Here is an 18,229-nt window from a genome sequence, read left to right as displayed (position 1 = left end):
CCCCTATTGCGCCGGCCGCACGGCGCCCGCGTCCGCCGGCTGGGCGTCGCGCGGGGCCGAACCCGAAGAAGGGCCGCCCGTCTCGGTGATCAGGTTGATCTTGTTGAAGCCGGCGTTCGACAGCCCGGCCATGACCTGGGCGACGATCGAATAGGTCGCCCCGCCGTCGGCGCGGACGAAGATCGGCTTGTCGTAACCGTCGCCGGCGATGGCGCTGATGCGCGGCGCCAGGTTCTCGAACGGGATCTGCGTCTCGCCGACGAAGATCCCGCCGTCCTTGCGGATCGAGACGGTGATCGGCTCCTGCTGGTTCTGCAGCGCCGCGGCCTCGGTCTTGGGCAGCTCCAGCGGGACACCCGCGGTCAGCAGCGGCGCGCTGATCATGAAGATGATCAGCAGCACCAGCATGACGTCGACCAGCGGCGTGACGTTGATCTCGGACAGCGCCCCGCGCGTGCGGCGGCCGCGACGGCGGCGACCCCGGCCGCCTCCGGTGGCGAAGGCGTCGTTTGAGGACATCGCCATGGGCTTAGGCCCGCTCGGTCAGGCGACGCTGGATCGCGGTCGACAGGTCGTCGGCGAAGCCCTCCAGGCGGCCGGCGTACTTGCCCGCGTCGGTCGAGAACTTGTTGTAGGCGATATAGGCCGGGATGGCCGCGATCAGGCCGACGGCCGTGGCGAACAGAGCCTCGGCGATCGACGGGGCGACGACCGCCAGCGAGGTGTTCTTCGACAGGGCGATGTTCTGGAAGGCGTGCATGATGCCCCAGACCGTGCCGAACAGGCCGATGAACGGCGAGGCGGTGGCGACGATGGCCAGGCTGCCCAGGCCCTCTTCGACCTTGGCGGTCTCGCGGGCGATCATGGTGTCCAGGATCCGGTCGATGCGGGCGACCAGGAAGGCCGTCTGGTTCTCGGTCATGGCGCGGGTCTTGGCCTCGCGCCACTCCTTCAGCGCCGCCTGCAGCATACGCGGCAGGGCGTGGGGCGGATTAGCGCCGGCCTCGCCCGCCACATCCTCCAGCGAGCGTCCGCCGCTGACCTGCTCCTCGAAGCGGTCGGCCGCGCGGTTGAGGTTCGTAAAGCGGAACAGCTTGTCCAGGATCACGGCCCACGAGCCCAGCGAGGCCAGGATCAGGCCGATCATCACGCCTTTGACGACCCAGTCGGCCTGCATGAACAGGGCGAAGAACGAGAAATTGGGGGCGGCGGCCGAGGCGTCCATGCGGGGTATGGCTCCGTTGGGGCGTCTGATCAGGACAGGTGTGCGCCGTATGGCATGAAGCGGCGCTTGGGTGAAACTATGACGAGGGTCGATCGATCCGAAAAAATGGGGGCGGCGCTTTAAGCCTGGGCGGTCGGCGCCAGCCAGGGCGCAAGCTTGGCCGTCATCTCCGCCGTCGGCCGGCGCGGCCGCCCGGACAGGCTGATGCAGACGGCCACCGCCTTGGCCTCCAGGATCACCTCGTCGCCGCGCGTGATCTTCTGGCTGACGTGCAGCCGCACGCCCTCGATCCGTTCGTACAAGGTGCGCACCACCAGGGCGTCGTCGATCTTGGCCGCGCGCTTGAAATCCAGCTCCATGCGGATCACGGCGAAGCCGGTGTCCTGCTCGGCCAGCTCGCTGTGCGAGATGCCGACCGCCCGGAAGAAGTCGCTCCGCCCACGCTCGAGATAGCGCAGGTAGTTGGCGTGATAGACGATGCCGGTGAAGTCGGTGTCCTCGTAATAGATGCGCACGGGCAGCTGGTGCTCGCGGCCGTCGAAGACGCCGGCGGTCGGTTCGATCATGGCGCAGCGGGGTCCTGGTTGAAGGAATCTCCGAGCACTAAACCCAGGGACAGACCCCAGGCCAGGATCGGCGCGGCGCCGTAACCTAGAACGGGCGCGGGATAGTTTCCAAACAGGTTGCCGGCGATCCAGCCGGTCCACAGAGCCGCCAGCGCCAGCGCCTCGGCGCGACGTTCGGGCCGCGCCGAGGCGACGGCCAGGAACGGCGCGGGCAAGCTGATCATCAAGACTCCCGCCACGAAGCCCAGCACGGGATTGGCGGCCATCGTACTGACGAAAAGCCCCTCGACATAGGGCACGGCGGGCAGGGTGTCGGGCTCGACCCATGCGGCGTAGGCCAAGAGCGCAGCGACGATCACGCACGCCCAGGGCGTCAGCTGACGCGGGCGCTCCACCAGCGTCGCCGCCGCGAGCGCCAAGGCGAAGGCCAGCGAAGAGGCCGCGTCGTGCTGGTACAGCAGAAGAAGAGCGACCAGGCCCGCGATCGGCGCCACGCGACGATCGTCGAAGCCCTTGGCGAAGGCCCAGGCGGCGAACGGCAGGACGATAGAGGCGGTGTGCAGTTGGATCGGCCCCAGCGCCAGCCAACGCCTAGCGCCCTCCAGCGAGACGCCATTCATCAGCGTCAGGACCAGGGCCAAGCCGCAGGCGGCCGTCAGCACCCAAAGCCGCCAGCGAGTCCGTCGCCAGAAACGCCCGACCAGAAGGGCCAGACCCACAGCGAGCACGGCGGCAAGTCCTTGGACAATCACGGCGCTGCGCGGCGCGCCAGCCACGCTGACGGCGGCCAGGGATATCGCAAAGCTAACGGCGGCCAGACCCGCTGTGAACAATCGGATAGCGCGCAGGTCGCTAACCTTCATCGAACAGACCTCCCTGCGCCTGTCCCGGCGGGGCGGCGGGCGGGGTCAGGCCAAGGTGGAGGTAGGCCTTGCCGCAGGCCATGCGGCCGCGCGGCGTGCGCTGGATAAAGCCCTGCTGCATCAGATAGGGCTCGATCACGTCCTCGACCGCGTCGCGGGCCTCGGCGATGGCGTAGGCGATGGTCTCCACGCCCACCGGCCCGCCGCCATAGTGCTCGATCATGGCGCGCAGATAGCGCCGGTCCAGGCTGTCGAGGCCGCTCTCGTCGACCTCCAGGCGGGCGAGCGCTAGGCCCGCGGCCTTTCGGTCGATCACGGTCGCGCCGTCGGCGGTGGCGAAGTCGCGCACCCGGCGCAGCAGTCGGCCGGCGACGCGCGGGGTGCCCCGGGCCCGCTTGGCGATCTCGTCGGCGCCGTCGTCGGACAGCGGCGCGCCCATCTTGCGGGCGGCGTGCTGCAGCACGTGGCGCAGCTCGGCCGGGGTGTAGAACTCCAGGCGGATCGGAATGCCGAAGCGGTCACGCAGGGGGGTGGCCAGCATCCCCGCTCGCGTGGTCGCGGCCACCAGGGTGAAGGGCGCGAGATCGATGCGGATCGAGCGGGCCGAGGGCCCCTCCCCGATCACCAGATCCAGCACATGGTCCTCCATGGCCGGATAGAGGATCTCCTCGACGTTCGACGACAGCCGGTGGATCTCGTCGATGAACAGGACGTCGTTGGCTTCCAGATTGGTCAGGATCGCCGCCAAATCGCCGGGCTTGTTCAGCACCGGGCCCGAGGTGGCGCGGAAGTTCACGCCCAGCTCGCGGGCGACGATCTGAGCCAGGGTCGTCTTGCCCAGGCCCGGGGGGCCGAACAGCAGCACGTGGTCCAGGGCCTCGCCCCGTCCCTTGGCCGCTTCGATGAAGACACGGAGATTGCCCTTGGCCTGCTCCTGGCCGACGAACTCGGCCAGGGTCTGCGGCCGCAGGGCGCGATCGGCGGGCGCCAGGTCGCCGTGCTGGGGCTCACCGGAGATGACGCGGGTCATCGACTCGCCCCCTCCGCGCCTTCGGCGCTCCTCCCCCAGAGGGGGAAGAAGGATCTCGCGCCTTCCGCCCGCCTTTGGGGGCGGACGACCGCGAAGCGGTCAGGTGGGGGGAGCCGTTGAGCCAAACTCATCGCCCCAACTCCTGCAGGCCGGCCTTGATAAGCGCCTGAACTGTCGCCGCCTCGCCCAGGCGATCGGCGGCGGCCTCGACGACGCGGCGAGCGTTCACCTCGGCGACGCCCAGGCCCATCACAGGGCGGCGACGGCGTCGCCGGTCGGGGCGGGCTTGGCGGGCGCGGACGACGCGGCGCTGGCGGCGGGCGCGGTCATCAGCACCGGGCCATCGGTGATCGGCTTGTCCTTCAGCTCCGTGACGATGCGCAGGGCCAGCTTGGGTCCCACGCCGTTGGCGCGGCCGACGGCGGCCTTGTCCTCGCGCGCGACGGCCGAGGCCAGCTCGGCCGGCGACAGCACGTCCAGCACCGCCATGGCGGCCTTGGGCCCCACGCCCTGGATCGCCTGCAGCAGCACGAAGGCCTTGCGATCCTCGCGCGTGGCGAAGCCGTAGAGCCGCAGGCCCGCGCTCTCGCTCCACTGGCTTTCGATGTGCAGCAAGGTCTCCTCGCCTAGGGCCGGCAGGCGCTGGAGGGTGCGGTGACCGCAGCGGACGACATAGCCGACGCCCATGACGTCGATCAGGGCCTCTTCCTCGCCGACCTCGGCGACGGCGCCCCTGAGACGGCCGATCATGCGACCCTCCGGTGGGCGGCGCGCAGGTTGGCGTGGGTGATGGCGACGGCCAGGGCGTCGGCGCAGTCGGCCGTGGTCTTGCCGGCCGTCGGCAGCAGGCGCGCGATCATGAAGCCGATCTGAGCCTTGTCGGCCGCGCCGGTTCCGACCACCGCCTTCTTGACCAGGCGCGTCGAATACTCCGCGACCGGCAGCCCGGCGCGGGCCGGCGCGATCAGGGCCGCGGCGCGGGCGTGGCCCAGCTTCAGCGTCGACTGGGCGTTGGTGTTCAGGAACACCTCCTCGACCGCCGCCTCGTCGGGGCGGTGCTGCTCGATCACCGCGCAGATGCCTTCGAACAGGTGCAGCAGGCGCTGGGCGAAGTCGGCCTTTTCATCCGGCGCGATCACCCCGTGGGCGACGTGGCTCATCCGAGCGCCGTCGATGGTCAGCACGCCCCAGCCGGTGCGGCGCAGGCCTGGATCGAGGCCCAGAATTCGGATCGGGGAGCGATTCGCGTTCATCATGTGTTCTCGCACTTTCCTCGCTTCCGCCCCTGAGGAAAAGCCCCGTCTTCCCTAACGAGTCGTAAACGCCACGCGCTCTTGCGCCGGCAAGTCGCCGCCGGAATTTGATCCAAACCCTGGCGGGCTCGAAGGCGCTCCCTATCTAGCGGGCAGTCGTTAGGGAGACGCCGATGGTCAGTACGTCGGACGAAGGAATCCTGGCCGAGTACATGGTCAGCTACTGGTCGATGAAGCACGAGAAGATCGACCGTCCCACCAAGCTGCTGGAGACCCTCTACATCGCCGAGCGGTACCGGGCCGGCGAGAACCTGCAAGAGGCGCGCTCGGCTTATGACCACGCGATCTGGAACGGCGTGCCGGTCTCGGAGATGGACCAGCGCCTGGCCGATCTCGACCAATTCATGCGGGACCTCGTCCGGGAACGCGCGGCCCAGTGGGGCCAGCCGCACTAGGCGCGTCAGGCCGCCTCGACCGCCTTCGCGCCGAACAGCCCGCCGACGATCAACCGGCGGACGCCATCGACATCGAGACCGACGCAGACCTCTGCGTTCGGAGCCCCGTCGATTCGCTCGACACGGCCCAGGCGTACGCCATCGACCGCCACGCGCAGCCGGGCGGGCTCGAAGGTGAAGAGCTCCGGCGCGATCAGGCTGGCGGCGGTCACGGCGTCGTGGGGCCGACAGCCCTCGCCGCCCCAGACGCCCTTGTGGAAGGCGATATAGGGTCCCGCCGCCTTGGTCAGGCGCGCCGACAGCGGCGAGCCGCAGCAGTCGGCGCCGCGCGACAGGTCGGCGGCGGTCACCTGGACCAGGCGACTGACGTCCAGAGGCATGAGGCGCGGCGTCACTCCGGCCTCCAGCGTGCGCTGCAGGGCTTCGGGGTCGCTCCAGCTGTTGAAGTCGGCGCCGCCGGCCGCCTTGCCCTCGACGGCGAAAGCGCCCGCCATGATCGTCGGGCGCCAGTCGCGGAAGGCGGCGGGGTCCTCCAGAAGGCTCTTGGCGAGGTTGGTCAGGGGGCCAAGGAACAGGCCGGAGATCTTCCGCCGGGCGGCGAAGGCCAGGAAGTTGGCGGAGTGTCCCCCCTCGAGTTCCGGCAGCTTCCAGCGCTGGGAGAAGCCCGCGCCGTTCAGGCCATCGACACCGTGGGCGGGGCGCATCCGCTCGACCCGGCGCTTGGCCAGGCCCGAGCCGGCGCCGATATAGACCTCGGCCCCGCAGCCGGCCAGGCGCAGCACGCCCCGCGCGTTGGCCGCGGCCTGGTCGACATAGGTGTTGCCGAACACGGCCGAGACAGAGACCACTTCGACCGCCTCTCGGGCGCGCGCCAGCAGCGTCAGCGCCAAGGCGTCGTCCACGCCGCAATCTGTGTCGATGTGAACCTTCAGGACCATCGGATCACTCTAGCGGCGCCGGATCACCGGGAGAAGACGACGCAGCGGCTCAATCCTTGCGCGGCAGGATGTCGAACTCGACGACGCGGGGATCGGACCGCAGCCGGTCGGCGACCTCGCGCAGCCGCAGCGCGCCCTTGCCCGAGAAAGGGCCGGCCAGCTCGAACGCCGCGCCGCCGTCGCGCAGACGATGGTTCAGCCGGTGGCCCTTGAGGTCGTACTCGCCCAGCAGCCCGCGCAACTCTTCCTCGTCCAGCGGCGTCTCGCGGCGCGAGCGGACGACGATCTCGGCGTAGTTCTTCTGCGGCAGGCTGCGGTCCAGCCAGCGTGCGGCGCTGAGGGTCGCCACCGCCAGCACCGCGCCGAGGGTCGCCAGATCGTAGAGCCCGACGCCGAACAGCGTCCCGATCGCCGAAGTTATCCACAGGGAGGCGGCCGTGGTCAGACCGTGCACCGAGACGCCTTGCTGGAAGATCACCCCGCCGCACAGGAAACCGACCCCGGTCAGCACGCCGTGGGCCATGCGGACGGGATCGATGCGCAGCACCTCGGTCGAGGTCTCGGGCATCCACCGCACCTGATGCACGGCCGCCAGCATCAGCAGCGCCGAGGCCAGACTGACCAGCATATGGGTGCGCAGGCCCGCCGGCCGGGCGCGGTACTCGCGCTCGAACCCGATCACGGCGCCGGCGATCAGCGCGCCGAGGATGGGCAGGAAGTCTGAGGGGGACAGCCAGGCCATGTGGGCTGTAACGGGCGGCGCCGCTTCGCGATCCCTCTCCTCTTGGCGGAATCGCTGAACGAAAAACGCCGCGACGGGGGCAAGGCCCGTCGCGGCGTTCAAGATATTCCGACCCGTCCCGAAGGCGGAGAGGGCCGATCAGCCCAGCTTGGCCAGGTCTTCTTCGCTGATGTCTTCGTTCGAGTAGACGGCCTGGACGTCGTCGTCCTCGTCCAGCATGTCGAGCAGCTTCATCAGGGTGGCGACGCTGTCGCCGGTGACCGGCACCTGCATCTTGGGACGCCAGGCGATCTTGGTGTTGGCGGCCGCGCCGAACTTGGCTTCCAGGGCGGCGGCCACCTCGTTCAGGTCCTCGAAGGCGGTGTAGATCGTGTGGCCTTCGCCTTCCTCGTCCATGTCCGAGGTGACGTCGTCGGCGCCGGCCTCGATCGCCGCTTCCATCATCTCGTCTTCCGAGGCGGTCTTGGCCGGATAGCTGATCTGGCCGACGCGGTCGAAGTTGAAGGTCACCGAGCCGGTGGCCCCCATGTTGCCGCCCATCTTGGTGAAGTAGGAGCGGACATTGGCGGCGGCGCGGTTCTTGTTGTCGGTCATCACCTCGACGATGATCCCGACCCCGCCGGCGGCCACGCCCTCGTAGCGGATTTCCGTATAGTCGGCCGCGTCGCCCATCTGCGACTTCTTGATCGCGCGGTCGATGACGTCCTTGGGCAGGCTCTCGGCCTTGGCGTTGTTCACGGCCAGGCGCAGGCGCGGGTTCATGGCCGGATCAGGCAGGCCCGACTTGGCCGCGACGGTGATTTCCCGCGACAGCTTGGAGAACAGCTTGGACCGCGCGGCGTCGGCGCGACCCTTGCGGTGCATGATGTTCTTGAATTTCGAGTGGCCGGCCATTTGGAGGCTCTGCTTCTGGATACGATTGGAGGCGGGGCTTTTAGCCCCTGAGGCGGGGTTTTGTCACCCCGCCCGCCTAAAAGCCGGCCCGAAAGAGGCTAGGCGACTTCCAGATCGACCTGGACGTTGCCGCGCGTGGCCTTCGAGTAGGGGCAGACCTCATGGGCGGCGTGCAGCAGCTTTTCGGCGGTTTCGCGGTCAAGCTCGGGGGCGTTCAGCTTAAGACGCACGCCGACGTGGAAGCTGGTCTCGTCCTTGATCAAATCAACCTCGGCGTCGAGGCTGTGCTCGCCCAGCTTGACGCCCTGGTTGCGGGCGACGAGGCCTAGCGCGCCCAGGAAGCAGGCGCTGTAGCCGGCGGCGAACAGCTGCTCGGGATTGGTCCCGTTCCCATCGCCGCCCATCGACTTCGGGAAGGCCAGCTTGACGTCCAGATGACCGTCGTCGGACTTGGCCGTTCCGTTGCGGCCGCCGACGGCGTGGGCGTGGGCGGTGTAGATGGCGTCGGTCATGGGGAGGCTCCTGTTGGGGGAGCCGCATCTGAGACCGCTATCGTGACAGCCGCAAGCTGAGCCTGGCGCTAAAGCTCCGGGATGTGCGGGCTCAGACGCCCGCCCACTCGGATCGGCTCGACGCGCGTCGCCAGACCCGTGCGGTCGTCGGTCTCGACGAAGACGCCGCAGACCGTGGCCGGGCCGCTGGCGGGCTGGTAGCGGCCGCCGCTGATCTTGGTGGTGAAGCGCCGCAGGGGCTCTTCCTTCTGGTTGCCGATCACGCTGTCATAGTCGGCGCAGGCGCCGGCGTCGGTCTGGTAGGCGGTGCCGCCCGGCAGGACCTGGCAGTCGGCGGTCGGCACGTGGGTGTGGGTGCCCACCACCAGCGAGGCGCGGCCGTCGCAATAATGGCCCATGGCCATCTTCTCGGAGGTCGCCTCGCAATGCATGTCGACCACCACCGCGTCGGCCACCTGGGCCAGCGGAGCCTTGTCCAGCTCGCGGTCGACGGCGGCGAACGGGTCGTCCATGGCGTCCATGTGAACCCGGCCCAGCAGGTTGACGACGAAGATCGTCTTGCCCGAGTCCGTCTGGAACAGATGGCTGCCGCGCCCCGGCGCGTCCGACAGGATCGGATAGTTGGCCGGCCGGATCAGGCGCGGCTCGCGCACGATGTAGGTCAGGGCCTCGCGCTGGTCCCAGCTGTGATTGCCCAGCGTCAGGCAGTCCGCGCCGGCCTCGAACAGCTCACGCGCGGTGTTCTCGGTGATGCCGAAACCCGCCGCCGCGTTCTCGGCGTTGATGATCACGAACTCCAGGGAGAGCCGGCGGCGAAGGTCGGGCAGATGGTCGGCCAGGCCGTCGCGGCCCGACTTGCCGACGACATCGCCAAAAAAGGCGAAACGCATCGAAAGTCCCAAGAAACAGTATGGATCGAGCCGCCAGCGGCTCAGGGTTTGACGGCGATATACTCTTTTTCGGTGAGAATGGCGTCCAACCTTTGGTCATGCGGCTCGTGCGGCAGATTCTCCGTCTGCTGACCGCTGTAGGCGACACCCAGCACGAAGACCGGCTTTCGCGCGCGCAGGGCTTCCAAGGTCCGGTCGTAGTAGCCGCCGCCCTGCCCCAGCCTCACGCCGTCGCGCTGAAAGGCCAGAAGCGGCGCGATGACCAGGTCCGGCTCCAGCACCCGATGCCTGGCGCTGGGGGCGCGCAGGCCGATCTTGTCGTGGACAAGGAGCTCGCCCGGAGTCCAGGCGCGGAACACCATGCGGTGGGCGTCGGCGTCGACGACGGCCGGAAGCGCCAAGGTCCAGCCGGTCTCGCGCAACCAATCGCCCAGAAGCAGCGGCGACAGCTCCGACCCGAGACCGTGATACAGCGCGGCGACCTTGCCGGCCGGGTCAGGGAACAGCGCGGTCAGGGGCTCGCGCGCCACCTCGGCGATCATCCAATCGGCCTGGGGGTGCTCGCGGGCCAACTGCTTGCGCTGGTTGCGCAGGAAGACGCGCAGGGCCGTCTTGGCCGCGACGGGGTCGACGATGGTCATTCCTGGAAGCTGTCATCCCGGTCCGGCGGCCGCAAGGCCGCGCCGAACGAGGAGAAAGGTGGCGGCGCCGCGAAGAACCGTGAAGACGTTTCAATCCACTCGAACCTGTCAGTAACAGGTGGGCCCCGTGTTCCCGCAGCCACGGCCACGGGAGGGAACAGGTCCCGATAGAGAGATTAAGGTCCCTGGGAATAGAAATCTTCGACGAGAGCCACAGCAAGACCCGCCGAGGTCCAATATAGGGGCTCGGCCGCCCCGGCGATAGGGGCGGCGGTGTCGCGCGTGATCACAAGCCCAGGGACGCGCGCAGGAAGGCGTCGGCCTTGCTCAGCATCTGGGTCCGGGCCGCGTCGTCGGCCAGCTGGTGATCCAGGCCCTTGAACTCGATCAGTTCGACCGAGCGACCGGCCGCCTTCAGCCTGCGCTCCATGAGCCGGGACTCGCCGATGCCGACATTGGCGTCGAGATCGCCATGGAACATCAGCACCGGCGCCTTGATGGCCGCCGCGTTCTGGGCCGGCGAGCCTTCGGTCACATGGGGCCCCTTGCCGATGAAGGCGCTGACCTGCGGGTAGTCGACGAAGTCCAGGTGTTCGGACCGCAGTGTCTCCAGGTCGGTGACAGGAGCGATCGCGACCACGGCCTTGAAGAGGTCGGGATCCAAGACGGCCGACTGCAGGGCCGCGTAGCCGCCATAGGACCAGCCGACGATGGCCAGCTTGCCCGGCTTGGCGATCCCCTGCTGCTGCAACCAGCGACCGCCGTCATTGACGTCGCCGATCGCCGTGCGCCAGGACTGGAAGCCGTTCTTCTGGAACCAGTCCGCGCCATAGCCAGCCGAGCCGCGATAGTTGGGTTGCAGCACCGCATAGCCCTGATGGGCGAAGAACTGCGCCAGCCAGTCGAAGCCCCACTCGTCGCGCGCGCTGGGTCCGCCATGGGGCATGACGATCGCCGGCAGGTTCTTGCCGTCGCGGCCAGCCGGCAGGGTCAGGTAGGCCGGGATCTGGGTCCCGTCCGCGGCCGGATAGGTGACCGCCTTGACCGTCGCCAGCTTGAACGTCTGCAATGGCGGCCGCGCGGAGATCAGCTCCTCCATGCGCCGCGCCTTCTTGTCGAAGAGATAGTAGAGGCCGGGATCGCTATCGCCGCCGGCGAACAGCAGCAGCTTGGACTCGTCGGCCGAGGCGTCGATGAAGGTGACCAGCCGCCCGGGCAGAGCCTTGCCGAGCGCGACGCCCAGCTTGCGCAGCTCCGGATCGAAGAACTCGGTCTCCCGCCGATCGGTGACGAAGGACGCGCCGACGACGCGCTTCTGCCGGCCGATCCGCACCAGGCCCGTGACGTCCACGTCCGGCCGCGCCAGCACCAGCTCCCGTTTCAGCGTCTCGTCCAGCGCGACCTTGAAGAGCGCCCGGCGGCCATCTTGAGCGTCGAAGCCGTAGACGACATTCAGTTGGGGATCGACGGCGTACGGGTTGAAGCCGCTGTAGCCGCCGGCGGTGATCGTCAGCTGTCCAAGGGGCCGCCAGTCTCTCTGGTTCACGGCGCGGTAGAAGTACTGGATGTTGTCGTCGGCGTAGCCCGAAGACCGCTTCGGCCGGACGCCCATGATCCGTACGAGGCCATGGCCGTCGCCGATATATTCAATGGCGTTGAGGTTGGGCCGCTCGACCGGCTTGCGGGATAGGGTGAGCGTATCGACGCGGTCCACGCCCAGGCCGTCCTCCTCCTTGCCCAGGTGCGTACCCGTTGTCTTTTCAGGAATGTAGTCTCGCGTCATCAGAACGGCGCCGGGAGCGTCGTCGGTGACCCAATCGATGATGTCGCCGCCGTTCTGCGACATCCTCAAGGAGCGCTCGTTGGTCTGGGCGCTGAGAACCTTGACCGCGCTTCCGTCGCTGTTGAGGGCGATCAGGCGGGTGAAGCCCAGCCTTCCCTGGGCGCCCTTGACCACCACATAGAGCTGGCAAATCAGTCGCGTGTCCGTCGACCAGCTGCACTCGGTCAGGCGTTCGGGATCCCCGGTGGACGCCAAGATGGCCCGCGCCGCCGTCGCGCCGGTCAGGTCGAGGATCACCAGTTGGGCCCCGCGCCCCGCGGCCGGCGTGACCATTGCCGCCTGCTTGCCGTCCGGCGACAGGCTGATCTGCTGGACATACTCCCGCATGCCGAAGGCGGCCGCGGTCTCGTCCGCCGCCATGGCGCGTCCGCCGAGGCACAGGACCGCCAGCGCCAACGCTACACCCAGCTTCATGCGACCCTCGTTCCCCAACTCAAAGGGACGATAGGCGAACCTCGTCGCGCAGCACAACCTTAGCCATTGGAAACGCGAGCAGCTACTCCGCCGCGATCTTCTCGATCTTCTCGGCGGCGGCGTCGAGGGCGCGGATGGCGGCGATCTCGGCCTTGGTGCCTTCCTGCTGCATGCGGGCGATCTCGGCCTGAGCGTGGGCCAGGCGCAGCTTCATGTCCGACAATTCGTCGGCCAGCAGCAGGGCGCCCATCAGGAAGAGCCGGGTCTCGCCCAGCTGCCCCACGTCCGAGCTCACCTGCCGGACCTGGCGGTCGAACAGGCGGGCCAGCTCGGTCAGGTGCGGCTCCTGGCCGTCCTCGCAGCCGACGATATAGGGCCGGCCGTTCACCTGGATCGTCACCTGGGCCATGCGTCAGGCCTCCTCGGAGTCTTCGAACAGGTCGTCATCATCGTTCGGCGCATGCAGGTCGTTGGCCGCGCCGTCCTCGCCCAGCGCCGCGCGGATCTCGGCGATCGCGCGGCCCAGGGCCACCGAGGCCTGCTCGCCGGCTTCCTCCAGCGCCTTCTCCCGCTCGCGGGCGGCCTCCAGGTCGGCGACCAGCTGGGCCTTCTCGTCTTCCTCGAACAGTCCAGGCGCAACGGCGCCGCCGCCCGCGGCGGTCGCAGCGGCGAGCGCGCGCTTGGTCTCGGCGGCCTTGGCCGCCAGGCGTTGCTCGAGCTGGCTCACCGCGCGCTCCAGACGGCGCACGGCGAGGTCGAGGGCCGTACCGTCGGCCGGGATCATCGGCGGATTTCCATCATGCAACGCAACATACAGATCGATGCCCTCTAAGCCAGTCGCGCGGGGCGACAATTGGGCGATGCGAAGCCCATAGCAGCATTCGCCGCCTTTTGTCCGCGCTCCATGCGGGCGAAAGCTTGTTTCGCTGGGGACGGGCCAAGCTTGCGGCGCCCGCCGATTTTGGCCCCGAACGCGCCAAAACGCGGCCTCCCGGACTTGACTTCGCGCCCCCAGCCCGCAAAACGCGCAGCGAAAATAGGGAACGCCGAACGATCCCGCTCGGCGGCCAAATCGGAGAATGACCCATGGCTGTTCGCGTCGCCATCAACGGCTTCGGCCGCATCGGACGTCTGGTCCTGCGCTCCATCGCCGAGCATGGCCGTCGCGACATCGAGGTCGTCGCCATCAACGACCTGGGTCCGGTCGAGACCAACGCCCACCTGCTGCGCTACGACAGCGTCCACGGCCGCTTCCCGGGCGTCGTCACCTCGGGCGAGGACTGGATCGACGTCGGCCAGGGCAAGATCAAGGTCACGGCCATCCGTAACCCCGAAGAGCTGCCGCACAAGGACCTGGGCGTCGACATCGCCTTCGAGTGCACCGGCATCTTCACCGCCAAGGACAAGGCCAGCGCCCACCTGAAGGCCGGCGCCAAGCGCGTGCTCGTGTCCGCTCCCGCCGACGGCGCCGACAAGACCATCGTCTACAAGGTCAACCACCAGACCCTGACCGCCGACGACATCGTCGTCTCGAACGGCTCGTGCACCACCAACGCCCTGGCCCCGGTCGCCAAGGTCCTGCACGACCTGTTCGGCATCGAGCGTGGCTACATGACCACGATCCACAGCTACACCGGCGACCAGCCGACGCTGGACACCATGCACAAGGACCTCTACCGCGCCCGCGCCGCGGCCCTGAGCATGATCCCGACCTCGACCGGCGCCGCCAAGGCCCTGGGCCTGGTGCTCCCGGAGCTGAAGGGCAAGCTGGACGGCTCGTCGATCCGCGTCCCGACCCCGAACGTCTCGGTCATCGACCTGAAGGTCGTCGCCGCCCGCGAGACCTCGATCGATGAGATCAACAAGGCCCTGCAGGCCGCCGCCGACGGCCCGATGAAGGGCGTCCTGGCCACGACGACCGAGCCGCTGGTCTCGTCGGACCTGAACCACATCGCCGCCAGCTCGACCGCCGCCCTGCCCCAGACGCAGGTCATCGAGGGCAAGCTGGCCCGCGTGCTGTCGTGGTACGACAACGAGTGGGGCTTCGCGACCCGCATGAGCGACACCGCTCTCGAGATGGCGAAGTTCCTCTAAGGAACCGAAAGACTTAAGCCCCGCTCCGCAAGGAGCGGGGTTTTCCTTGCTCCATATTCAGGACGACCGATGACCTTCCGCACCCTCGACACCGCCGACCTGGCCGGCAAGCGCGCCCTGGTCCGCGTGGACTTCAACCTGCCCGTCGACGGCGGCAAGATCAGCGACGACACCCGCCTGCGCGCGGCCCTGCCGACCATCGCCTACCTCTCCAAGCAAGGCGCCAAGGTGGTGCTGCTGGCCCACTTCGACCGCCCCAAGGGCAAGGTCGTGCCGGAGATGAGCCTGGCCTTCGTCGCCGAGCCGCTGTCCAAGCTGCTGGAGCAGCCGGTCGCCTTCGCCAGCGACTGCGTCGGCCCGGCGGCCGCCGAGGTCGTCAACGGCCTCGAGAACGGCGGCGTCGCGCTGCTGGAGAACGTCCGCTTCCACGCCGGCGAAGAAAAGAACGATCCCGAGTTCGCCAAGGCCCTGGCCGCCAACGGCGACGTCTATGTCAACGACGCCTTCAGCGCCGCCCACCGCGCCCACGCCTCGACCGAAGGCCTGGCCCGCCTGCTGCCGGCCTATCCGGGCCTGTCGATGCAGCGTGAGCTGGAAGCCCTGGACGCCGCGCTCGGCAAGCCCAAGAAGCCGGTGATCGGCATCGTCGGCGGCTCCAAGGTCTCGACCAAGCTCGACCTGCTGCGCAACCTGGTGACCAAGCTCGACTACCTGGCCATCGGCGGCGGCATGGCCAACACCTTCCTCTACGCGGCCAAGATCGATGTCGGCGCCTCGCTGTGCGAGACCGACATGGCCGACACGGCGCGTCAAATTATCGATCTGGCCGGCGGCGCCGGCTGCAAGATCCTGCTGCCGACCGACGTCGTGGTCGCCCACGAGGTCAAGCCCGGTGTCGCCTCCAGCGTCCGCAACGTCTACGAAGTCCAGCCCGAGGATCGCATCCTCGACGCCGGTCCCGAGACCGTCGCCACGCTCAACGCCACGATCGACCAGTGCGAAACCCTGATCTGGAACGGCCCTTTGGGCGTTTTCGAGGTGCCGCCGTTCGACAAAGCGACCGTTTCGGCGGCGAAACATGTCTCGGAACGGGCCAAATCGGGTAAACTCGTGGCCGTGGCCGGTGGCGGTGATACGGTGGCGGCCCTGAACCACGCTGGTGTCGCGGCCGACATGACGTTCGTCTCGACCGCCGGCGGCGCGTTCCTGGAATGGATGGAGGGCAAGACCCTTCCGGGCGTCGCCGCGCTCGAGGCCTAAAACGAAACTCTGCTGGCGCGGATCGTGCAGATCCGCGTTCAGCCTGTGCCAGACTGATTACCGAGCGCGTTTAACGAACGTGTGTGTGCGGTTTTTCACCGCCCTGACGCGCTTTAGACTGAAGAGAGACCGGGCAGAGAACGCACAAGCGTCACGGCCCCAACAACAAGAAACGAACCAACCCACTTCACGCTTGCAGGAGAGAATTACGTGGCTCGCATCACGTTGCGACAGTTGCTGGACCATGCCGCCGAGCATGAGTACGCGCTTCCGGCCTTCAACATCAACAACATGGAACAAGGCCTGGCGATCATGGAGGCGGCCGACGCCGTCAACTCGCCGGTCATCATCCAGGCCTCGCGCGGCGCGCGCAACTACGCCAGCGACATCGTGCTGGCCCGCCTGATCGACGGTCTCGTCGAGCTCTATCCCAACATCCCGGTCTGCATGCACCAGGACCACGGCAACGGCCCGGCGACCTGCGCCACGGCGATCCAGTACGGCTTCACCTCGGTGATGATGGACGGCTCGCTGATGGAGGACGCCAAGACCCCGGCGACCTACGAGTACAACGTCGACGTCACCCGTCGCGTCGTCCAGATGGCCCACGCCTGCGGCGTCTCGGTCGAGGGCGAACTGGGCGTGCTGGGCTCGCTGGAGACCGGCATGGGCGAGGCCGAGGACGGCCACGGCTTCGAGGGCAAGCTGTCGCATGACGAGCTGCTGACCGATCCCGACCAGGCGGTCGAATTCGTCCACGCCACCGGCGTCGACGCGCTCGCCATCGCCATGGGCACCAGCCACGGCGCCTACAAGTTCACGCGCAAGCCGGACGGCGACGTCCTGGCCATGAACGTGATCGAGGAGATCCACCAGCGCCTGCCCAACACGCACCTGGTCATGCACGGCTCCAGCTCGGTGCCGCAGGACCTGCAGGACATCATCAACCAGTACGGCGGCGAGATGCCCCAGACTTGGGGCGTGCCGGTCGAAGAGATCCAGCGCGGCATCAAGCACGGCGTGCGCAAGATCAACGTCGACACCGACAACCGCCTGGCCATCACCGGCGCGATCCGCAAGGTGCTGATGGAGAAGCCGTCGGAATTCGATCCGCGCGCTTATCTGAAGCCCGCCAAGGAAGCCATGCGCAAGGTCTGCGAAGCCCGCTTCACCGAGTTCGGCTCGGCCGGCTGGGCCGACAAGATCAAGCCGCTGTCGACCGCCGCCATGGCCAAGCGCTACGCCTCGGGCGAACTGCACGCCAAGTTCGGCGACCGCCAGACCAAAGCCGCCGCCGAGTAAGGCGACGCTGATTGTCGAGACGAAGGGCCTTCTGGAGCGATCCGGGAGGCCTTTTCATTATCGATCTACCAGCGCAGGACCCACCGCCCGAGCACGGCGCCCAGCGCCGCCAGCAGCAGGACGCCCAGGCTGTACCACAGCGCCACGAAGGTGAAGGTGTTCTCGGCGCAGTGCAGACCATAGACGGTCGCGGCGACGCCTCCCGCGAACAGGCCCGTGGCGAAGCCGGCGGCGACGGGTCGGGTCGGCGCCATGCTCCGCACGGCCAGCAGCCCCAGCGCCAGCATTGGCAGGCCCAGGACCAGGATGTTGCGGCTGCACGAGTGCCACGAGTGGCCGCGCAGCATGTGCAGGGCCGCCTGCACGTCGGGGCTGACCAGGGCCTGCCAGACTCCGGCCACGACGAAGACGGCCACCACGGCCCCGCCCAGCAGCCAGCCGCGTCGGCCCGATCCCTCCGGCCGCGCCAGGCGCTCGATCGCCAGATAGCCGGCCAGGCCCAGGACGGCGGTATAGGCCGCCTTCATCCAGAACATGCCGCCGCGCATGGCGGGCATCAGGTCATGGCGCGTGTGAAGCCAGGTGAGCACCAGGACGAGCGCCACCAGCGCGCCGGCGACCGCGACCACCGCGAGGCGACGCCGGGGCGTGCGGACCGGCGCGCCGTCGGCGGCCAAGGCGGCGATCAGGTCATCCGTCCGCACGGCGCATCCTTTCGGCCAGGGCTTTCAGCGCCCGGTGCAGCGCAACCTTGGCCGCGCCCTCGGAGATGCCGGCCCGCGCCCCGGCCTCGGCCAGGGACAGGCCCGTTAGCTTGACGTCGGAGACCAGAATCCGCTGCCGCTCGGGCAAGCTGGCCAGGGCGCGATCCAGCTCGATCCCCACAGAGGGTTCGGGCTCGTCGGCGGCCAGGAATTCGATGTGATCCTCGATGGGCAGGGTCTGGCGGATCTTCCGCCGGCGCCAGTGGTCGATCAGCTTGTAGCGCGCCACCGCGTGCGCCCAGGCGGTGAACGACTGGGACGAGTCCCAGGTCGACCGCTTCAGATGCACCGCCAGCAACGTCTCCTGCACCAGATCCTCCACATCGCCGGGCGCGCCGGCCATCCGACGCGCGAAATAGGCCCGAAGCCGGGTCCCAAGCAGGGCCAAACAGGCGCGATAGGCCGGGGCGTCGCCCTCCAGCCCGCGCAGCATCAGCGCCTTCAAACGGGTCTCGGTCTCCGTCACGCTCACCCCTATTCGCGCGCGAGTCGCCAATGGTTACACACCCTGCCGCGCGGCCGGAACCTGCCCCGGAAGATCGG

20 protein-coding genes, 1 other RNA gene and 2 pseudogenes are annotated in these 18,229 nt (G+C 68.5%); 4 read left to right on the top strand and 19 right to left on the bottom strand.

Annotated elements, in window-relative coordinates; genetic code table 11:
- Positions 1–3: 3 nt before the first annotated feature.
- The 7 genes and pseudogenes from CSEG_RS03410 to ruvC form a co-directional block, all read right to left on the bottom strand.
- A complete protein-coding gene (locus tag CSEG_RS03410; RefSeq protein ID WP_013077867.1) occupies positions 4–525 on the bottom strand; it encodes an ExbD/TolR family protein in 522 nt (173 codons plus the stop codon).
- Between the two features lie 4 nt (positions 526–529).
- A complete protein-coding gene (tolQ, locus tag CSEG_RS03405; protein ID WP_013077866.1) occupies positions 530–1,225 on the bottom strand; it encodes a protein TolQ in 696 nt (231 codons plus the stop codon).
- Between the two features lie 119 nt (positions 1,226–1,344).
- On the bottom strand, positions 1,345–1,791 hold the full coding sequence (ybgC, locus tag CSEG_RS03400; protein ID WP_013077865.1) for a tol-pal system-associated acyl-CoA thioesterase: 447 nt from the start codon (positions 1,789–1,791) through the stop codon (positions 1,345–1,347).
- The gene (locus CSEG_RS03395; protein WP_013077864.1) at positions 1,788–2,654 is read right to left on the bottom strand and encodes a putative peptidoglycan glycosyltransferase FtsW/RodA; all 867 of its coding nucleotides are present in this window, start codon (positions 2,652–2,654) and stop codon (positions 1,788–1,790) included. Before CSEG_RS03395 ends, ybgC begins: the two co-directional genes overlap by 4 nt.
- On the bottom strand, positions 2,644–3,684 hold the full coding sequence (gene ruvB / locus CSEG_RS03390) for a Holliday junction branch migration DNA helicase RuvB (protein ID WP_013077863.1): 1,041 nt from the start codon (positions 3,682–3,684) through the stop codon (positions 2,644–2,646). Before ruvB ends, CSEG_RS03395 begins: the two co-directional genes overlap by 11 nt.
- Before the next feature lie 127 nt (positions 3,685–3,811).
- Positions 3,812–4,434 (bottom strand): annotated as a pseudogene (gene ruvA, locus CSEG_RS03385) (Holliday junction branch migration protein RuvA).
- The gene (gene ruvC / locus CSEG_RS03380; RefSeq protein ID WP_193852711.1) at positions 4,431–4,952 is read right to left on the bottom strand and encodes a crossover junction endodeoxyribonuclease RuvC; all 522 of its coding nucleotides are present in this window, start codon (positions 4,950–4,952) and stop codon (positions 4,431–4,433) included. Before ruvC ends, ruvA begins: the two are co-directional and overlap by 4 nt.
- 158 nt (positions 4,953–5,110) lie before the next feature.
- Between ruvC and CSEG_RS03375 the strand changes: the two genes are divergently transcribed.
- Positions 5,111–5,392: a hypothetical protein gene (locus tag CSEG_RS03375; RefSeq protein WP_013077861.1), complete on the top strand. Its 282-nt coding sequence runs from the start codon at positions 5,111–5,113 to the stop codon at positions 5,390–5,392.
- Between the two features lie 5 nt (positions 5,393–5,397).
- On the opposite strand, the gene CSEG_RS03370 is transcribed toward CSEG_RS03375, so the two are convergent.
- From CSEG_RS03370 to CSEG_RS03330, 10 genes and pseudogenes are all read right to left on the bottom strand, one after another.
- A complete protein-coding gene (locus CSEG_RS03370) occupies positions 5,398–6,330 on the bottom strand; it encodes a nucleoside hydrolase (protein WP_013077860.1) in 933 nt (310 codons plus the stop codon).
- Between the two features lie 49 nt (positions 6,331–6,379).
- A complete protein-coding gene (locus tag CSEG_RS03365; protein ID WP_041538162.1) occupies positions 6,380–7,072 on the bottom strand; it encodes an MgtC/SapB family protein in 693 nt (230 codons plus the stop codon).
- A gap of 138 nt (positions 7,073–7,210) precedes the next feature.
- Complete coding sequence (locus CSEG_RS03360; protein ID WP_013077858.1) at positions 7,211–7,966, bottom strand: YebC/PmpR family DNA-binding transcriptional regulator; 756 nt, start codon at positions 7,964–7,966, stop codon at positions 7,211–7,213.
- Positions 7,967–8,064: 98 nt separating this feature from the next.
- On the bottom strand, positions 8,065–8,478 hold the full coding sequence (locus tag CSEG_RS03355) for an organic hydroperoxide resistance protein (protein WP_013077857.1): 414 nt from the start codon (positions 8,476–8,478) through the stop codon (positions 8,065–8,067).
- A gap of 68 nt (positions 8,479–8,546) precedes the next feature.
- Positions 8,547–9,380 (bottom strand): TIGR00282 family metallophosphoesterase, encoded by an 834-nt coding sequence (locus tag CSEG_RS03350; protein WP_041538161.1) that lies wholly within the window; start codon positions 9,378–9,380, stop codon positions 8,547–8,549.
- Positions 9,381–9,409: 29 nt separating this feature from the next.
- A pseudogene (locus CSEG_RS03345) lies at positions 9,410–10,044 on the bottom strand (5-formyltetrahydrofolate cyclo-ligase).
- A gap of 25 nt (positions 10,045–10,069) precedes the next feature.
- A non-coding RNA gene (gene ssrS, locus CSEG_RS23840) (6S RNA) lies at positions 10,070–10,232 on the bottom strand.
- A gap of 63 nt (positions 10,233–10,295) precedes the next feature.
- Complete coding sequence (locus CSEG_RS03340) at positions 10,296–12,266, bottom strand: alpha/beta hydrolase family protein (protein WP_013077854.1); 1,971 nt, start codon at positions 12,264–12,266, stop codon at positions 10,296–10,298.
- Between the two features lie 82 nt (positions 12,267–12,348).
- Entirely contained in the window at positions 12,349–12,675 is a 327-nt protein-coding gene (locus tag CSEG_RS03335; RefSeq protein ID WP_013077853.1) for a cell division protein ZapA, read from the bottom strand.
- Between the two features lie 3 nt (positions 12,676–12,678).
- Entirely contained in the window at positions 12,679–13,050 is a 372-nt protein-coding gene (locus tag CSEG_RS03330) for a hypothetical protein (protein ID WP_013077852.1), read from the bottom strand.
- Positions 13,051–13,352: 302 nt separating this feature from the next.
- Between CSEG_RS03330 and gap the strand changes: the two genes are divergently transcribed.
- The 3 genes from gap (at position 13,353) to fba (ending at position 16,922) form a co-directional block, all read left to right on the top strand.
- Entirely contained in the window at positions 13,353–14,360 is a 1,008-nt protein-coding gene (gene gap, locus CSEG_RS03325) for a type I glyceraldehyde-3-phosphate dehydrogenase (RefSeq protein WP_013077851.1), read from the top strand.
- A gap of 69 nt (positions 14,361–14,429) precedes the next feature.
- The gene (locus tag CSEG_RS03320; RefSeq protein ID WP_013077850.1) at positions 14,430–15,620 is read left to right on the top strand and encodes a phosphoglycerate kinase; all 1,191 of its coding nucleotides are present in this window, start codon (positions 14,430–14,432) and stop codon (positions 15,618–15,620) included.
- Positions 15,621–15,830: 210 nt separating this feature from the next.
- Entirely contained in the window at positions 15,831–16,922 is a 1,092-nt protein-coding gene (gene fba, locus CSEG_RS03315) for a class II fructose-bisphosphate aldolase (RefSeq protein ID WP_013077849.1), read from the top strand.
- 65 nt (positions 16,923–16,987) lie between these two features.
- On the opposite strand, the gene nrsF is transcribed toward fba, so the two are convergent.
- A complete protein-coding gene (gene nrsF / locus CSEG_RS03310) occupies positions 16,988–17,626 on the bottom strand; it encodes an anti-sigma-F factor NrsF (RefSeq protein WP_013077848.1) in 639 nt (212 codons plus the stop codon).
- Positions 17,613–18,152, bottom strand: coding sequence for a sigma-70 family RNA polymerase sigma factor (locus CSEG_RS03305; RefSeq protein WP_013077847.1), 540 nt, complete (start codon positions 18,150–18,152; stop codon positions 17,613–17,615). The genes nrsF and CSEG_RS03305 overlap by 14 nt, the downstream gene beginning before the upstream one ends.
- Positions 18,153–18,229 lie beyond the last annotated feature (77 nt).

Origin of the sequence: Caulobacter segnis ATCC 21756 (genome assembly GCF_000092285.1) — a bacterium.
Lineage (GTDB): Bacteria > Pseudomonadota > Alphaproteobacteria > Caulobacterales > Caulobacteraceae > Caulobacter > Caulobacter segnis.
The sequence above is the reverse complement of the archived record's forward strand: the minus strand, read 5'-3'. Positions and strand labels throughout refer to the sequence as shown.

Coding starts and splice junctions, on each gene's coding strand:
- CSEG_RS03375 (WP_013077861.1), top strand. CDS start 5,111: ATGGTCAGTACGTCGGACGAAGGAATCCTGGCCGAGTACATGGTCAGC.
- CSEG_RS03395 (WP_013077864.1), bottom strand. CDS start 2,654: ATGAAGGTTAGCGACCTGCGCGCTATCCGATTGTTCACAGCGGGTCTG.
- CSEG_RS03365 (WP_041538162.1), bottom strand. CDS start 7,072: ATGGCCTGGCTGTCCCCCTCAGACTTCCTGCCCATCCTCGGCGCGCTG.
- ybgC (WP_013077865.1), bottom strand. CDS start 1,791: ATGATCGAACCGACCGCCGGCGTCTTCGACGGCCGCGAGCACCAGCTG.
- CSEG_RS03370 (WP_013077860.1), bottom strand. CDS start 6,330: ATGGTCCTGAAGGTTCACATCGACACAGATTGCGGCGTGGACGACGCC.
- CSEG_RS03320 (WP_013077850.1), top strand. CDS start 14,430: ATGACCTTCCGCACCCTCGACACCGCCGACCTGGCCGGCAAGCGCGCC.
- CSEG_RS03330 (WP_013077852.1), bottom strand. CDS start 13,050: ATGATCCCGGCCGACGGTACGGCCCTCGACCTCGCCGTGCGCCGTCTG.
- CSEG_RS03335 (WP_013077853.1), bottom strand. CDS start 12,675: ATGGCCCAGGTGACGATCCAGGTGAACGGCCGGCCCTATATCGTCGGC.
- ruvB (WP_013077863.1), bottom strand. CDS start 3,684: ATGACCCGCGTCATCTCCGGTGAGCCCCAGCACGGCGACCTGGCGCCC.
- CSEG_RS03355 (WP_013077857.1), bottom strand. CDS start 8,478: ATGACCGACGCCATCTACACCGCCCACGCCCACGCCGTCGGCGGCCGC.
- gap (WP_013077851.1), top strand. CDS start 13,353: ATGGCTGTTCGCGTCGCCATCAACGGCTTCGGCCGCATCGGACGTCTG.
- tolQ (WP_013077866.1), bottom strand. CDS start 1,225: ATGGACGCCTCGGCCGCCGCCCCCAATTTCTCGTTCTTCGCCCTGTTC.
- CSEG_RS03410 (WP_013077867.1), bottom strand. CDS start 525: ATGGCGATGTCCTCAAACGACGCCTTCGCCACCGGAGGCGGCCGGGGT.
- CSEG_RS03360 (WP_013077858.1), bottom strand. CDS start 7,966: ATGGCCGGCCACTCGAAATTCAAGAACATCATGCACCGCAAGGGTCGC.
- CSEG_RS03340 (WP_013077854.1), bottom strand. CDS start 12,266: ATGAAGCTGGGTGTAGCGTTGGCGCTGGCGGTCCTGTGCCTCGGCGGA.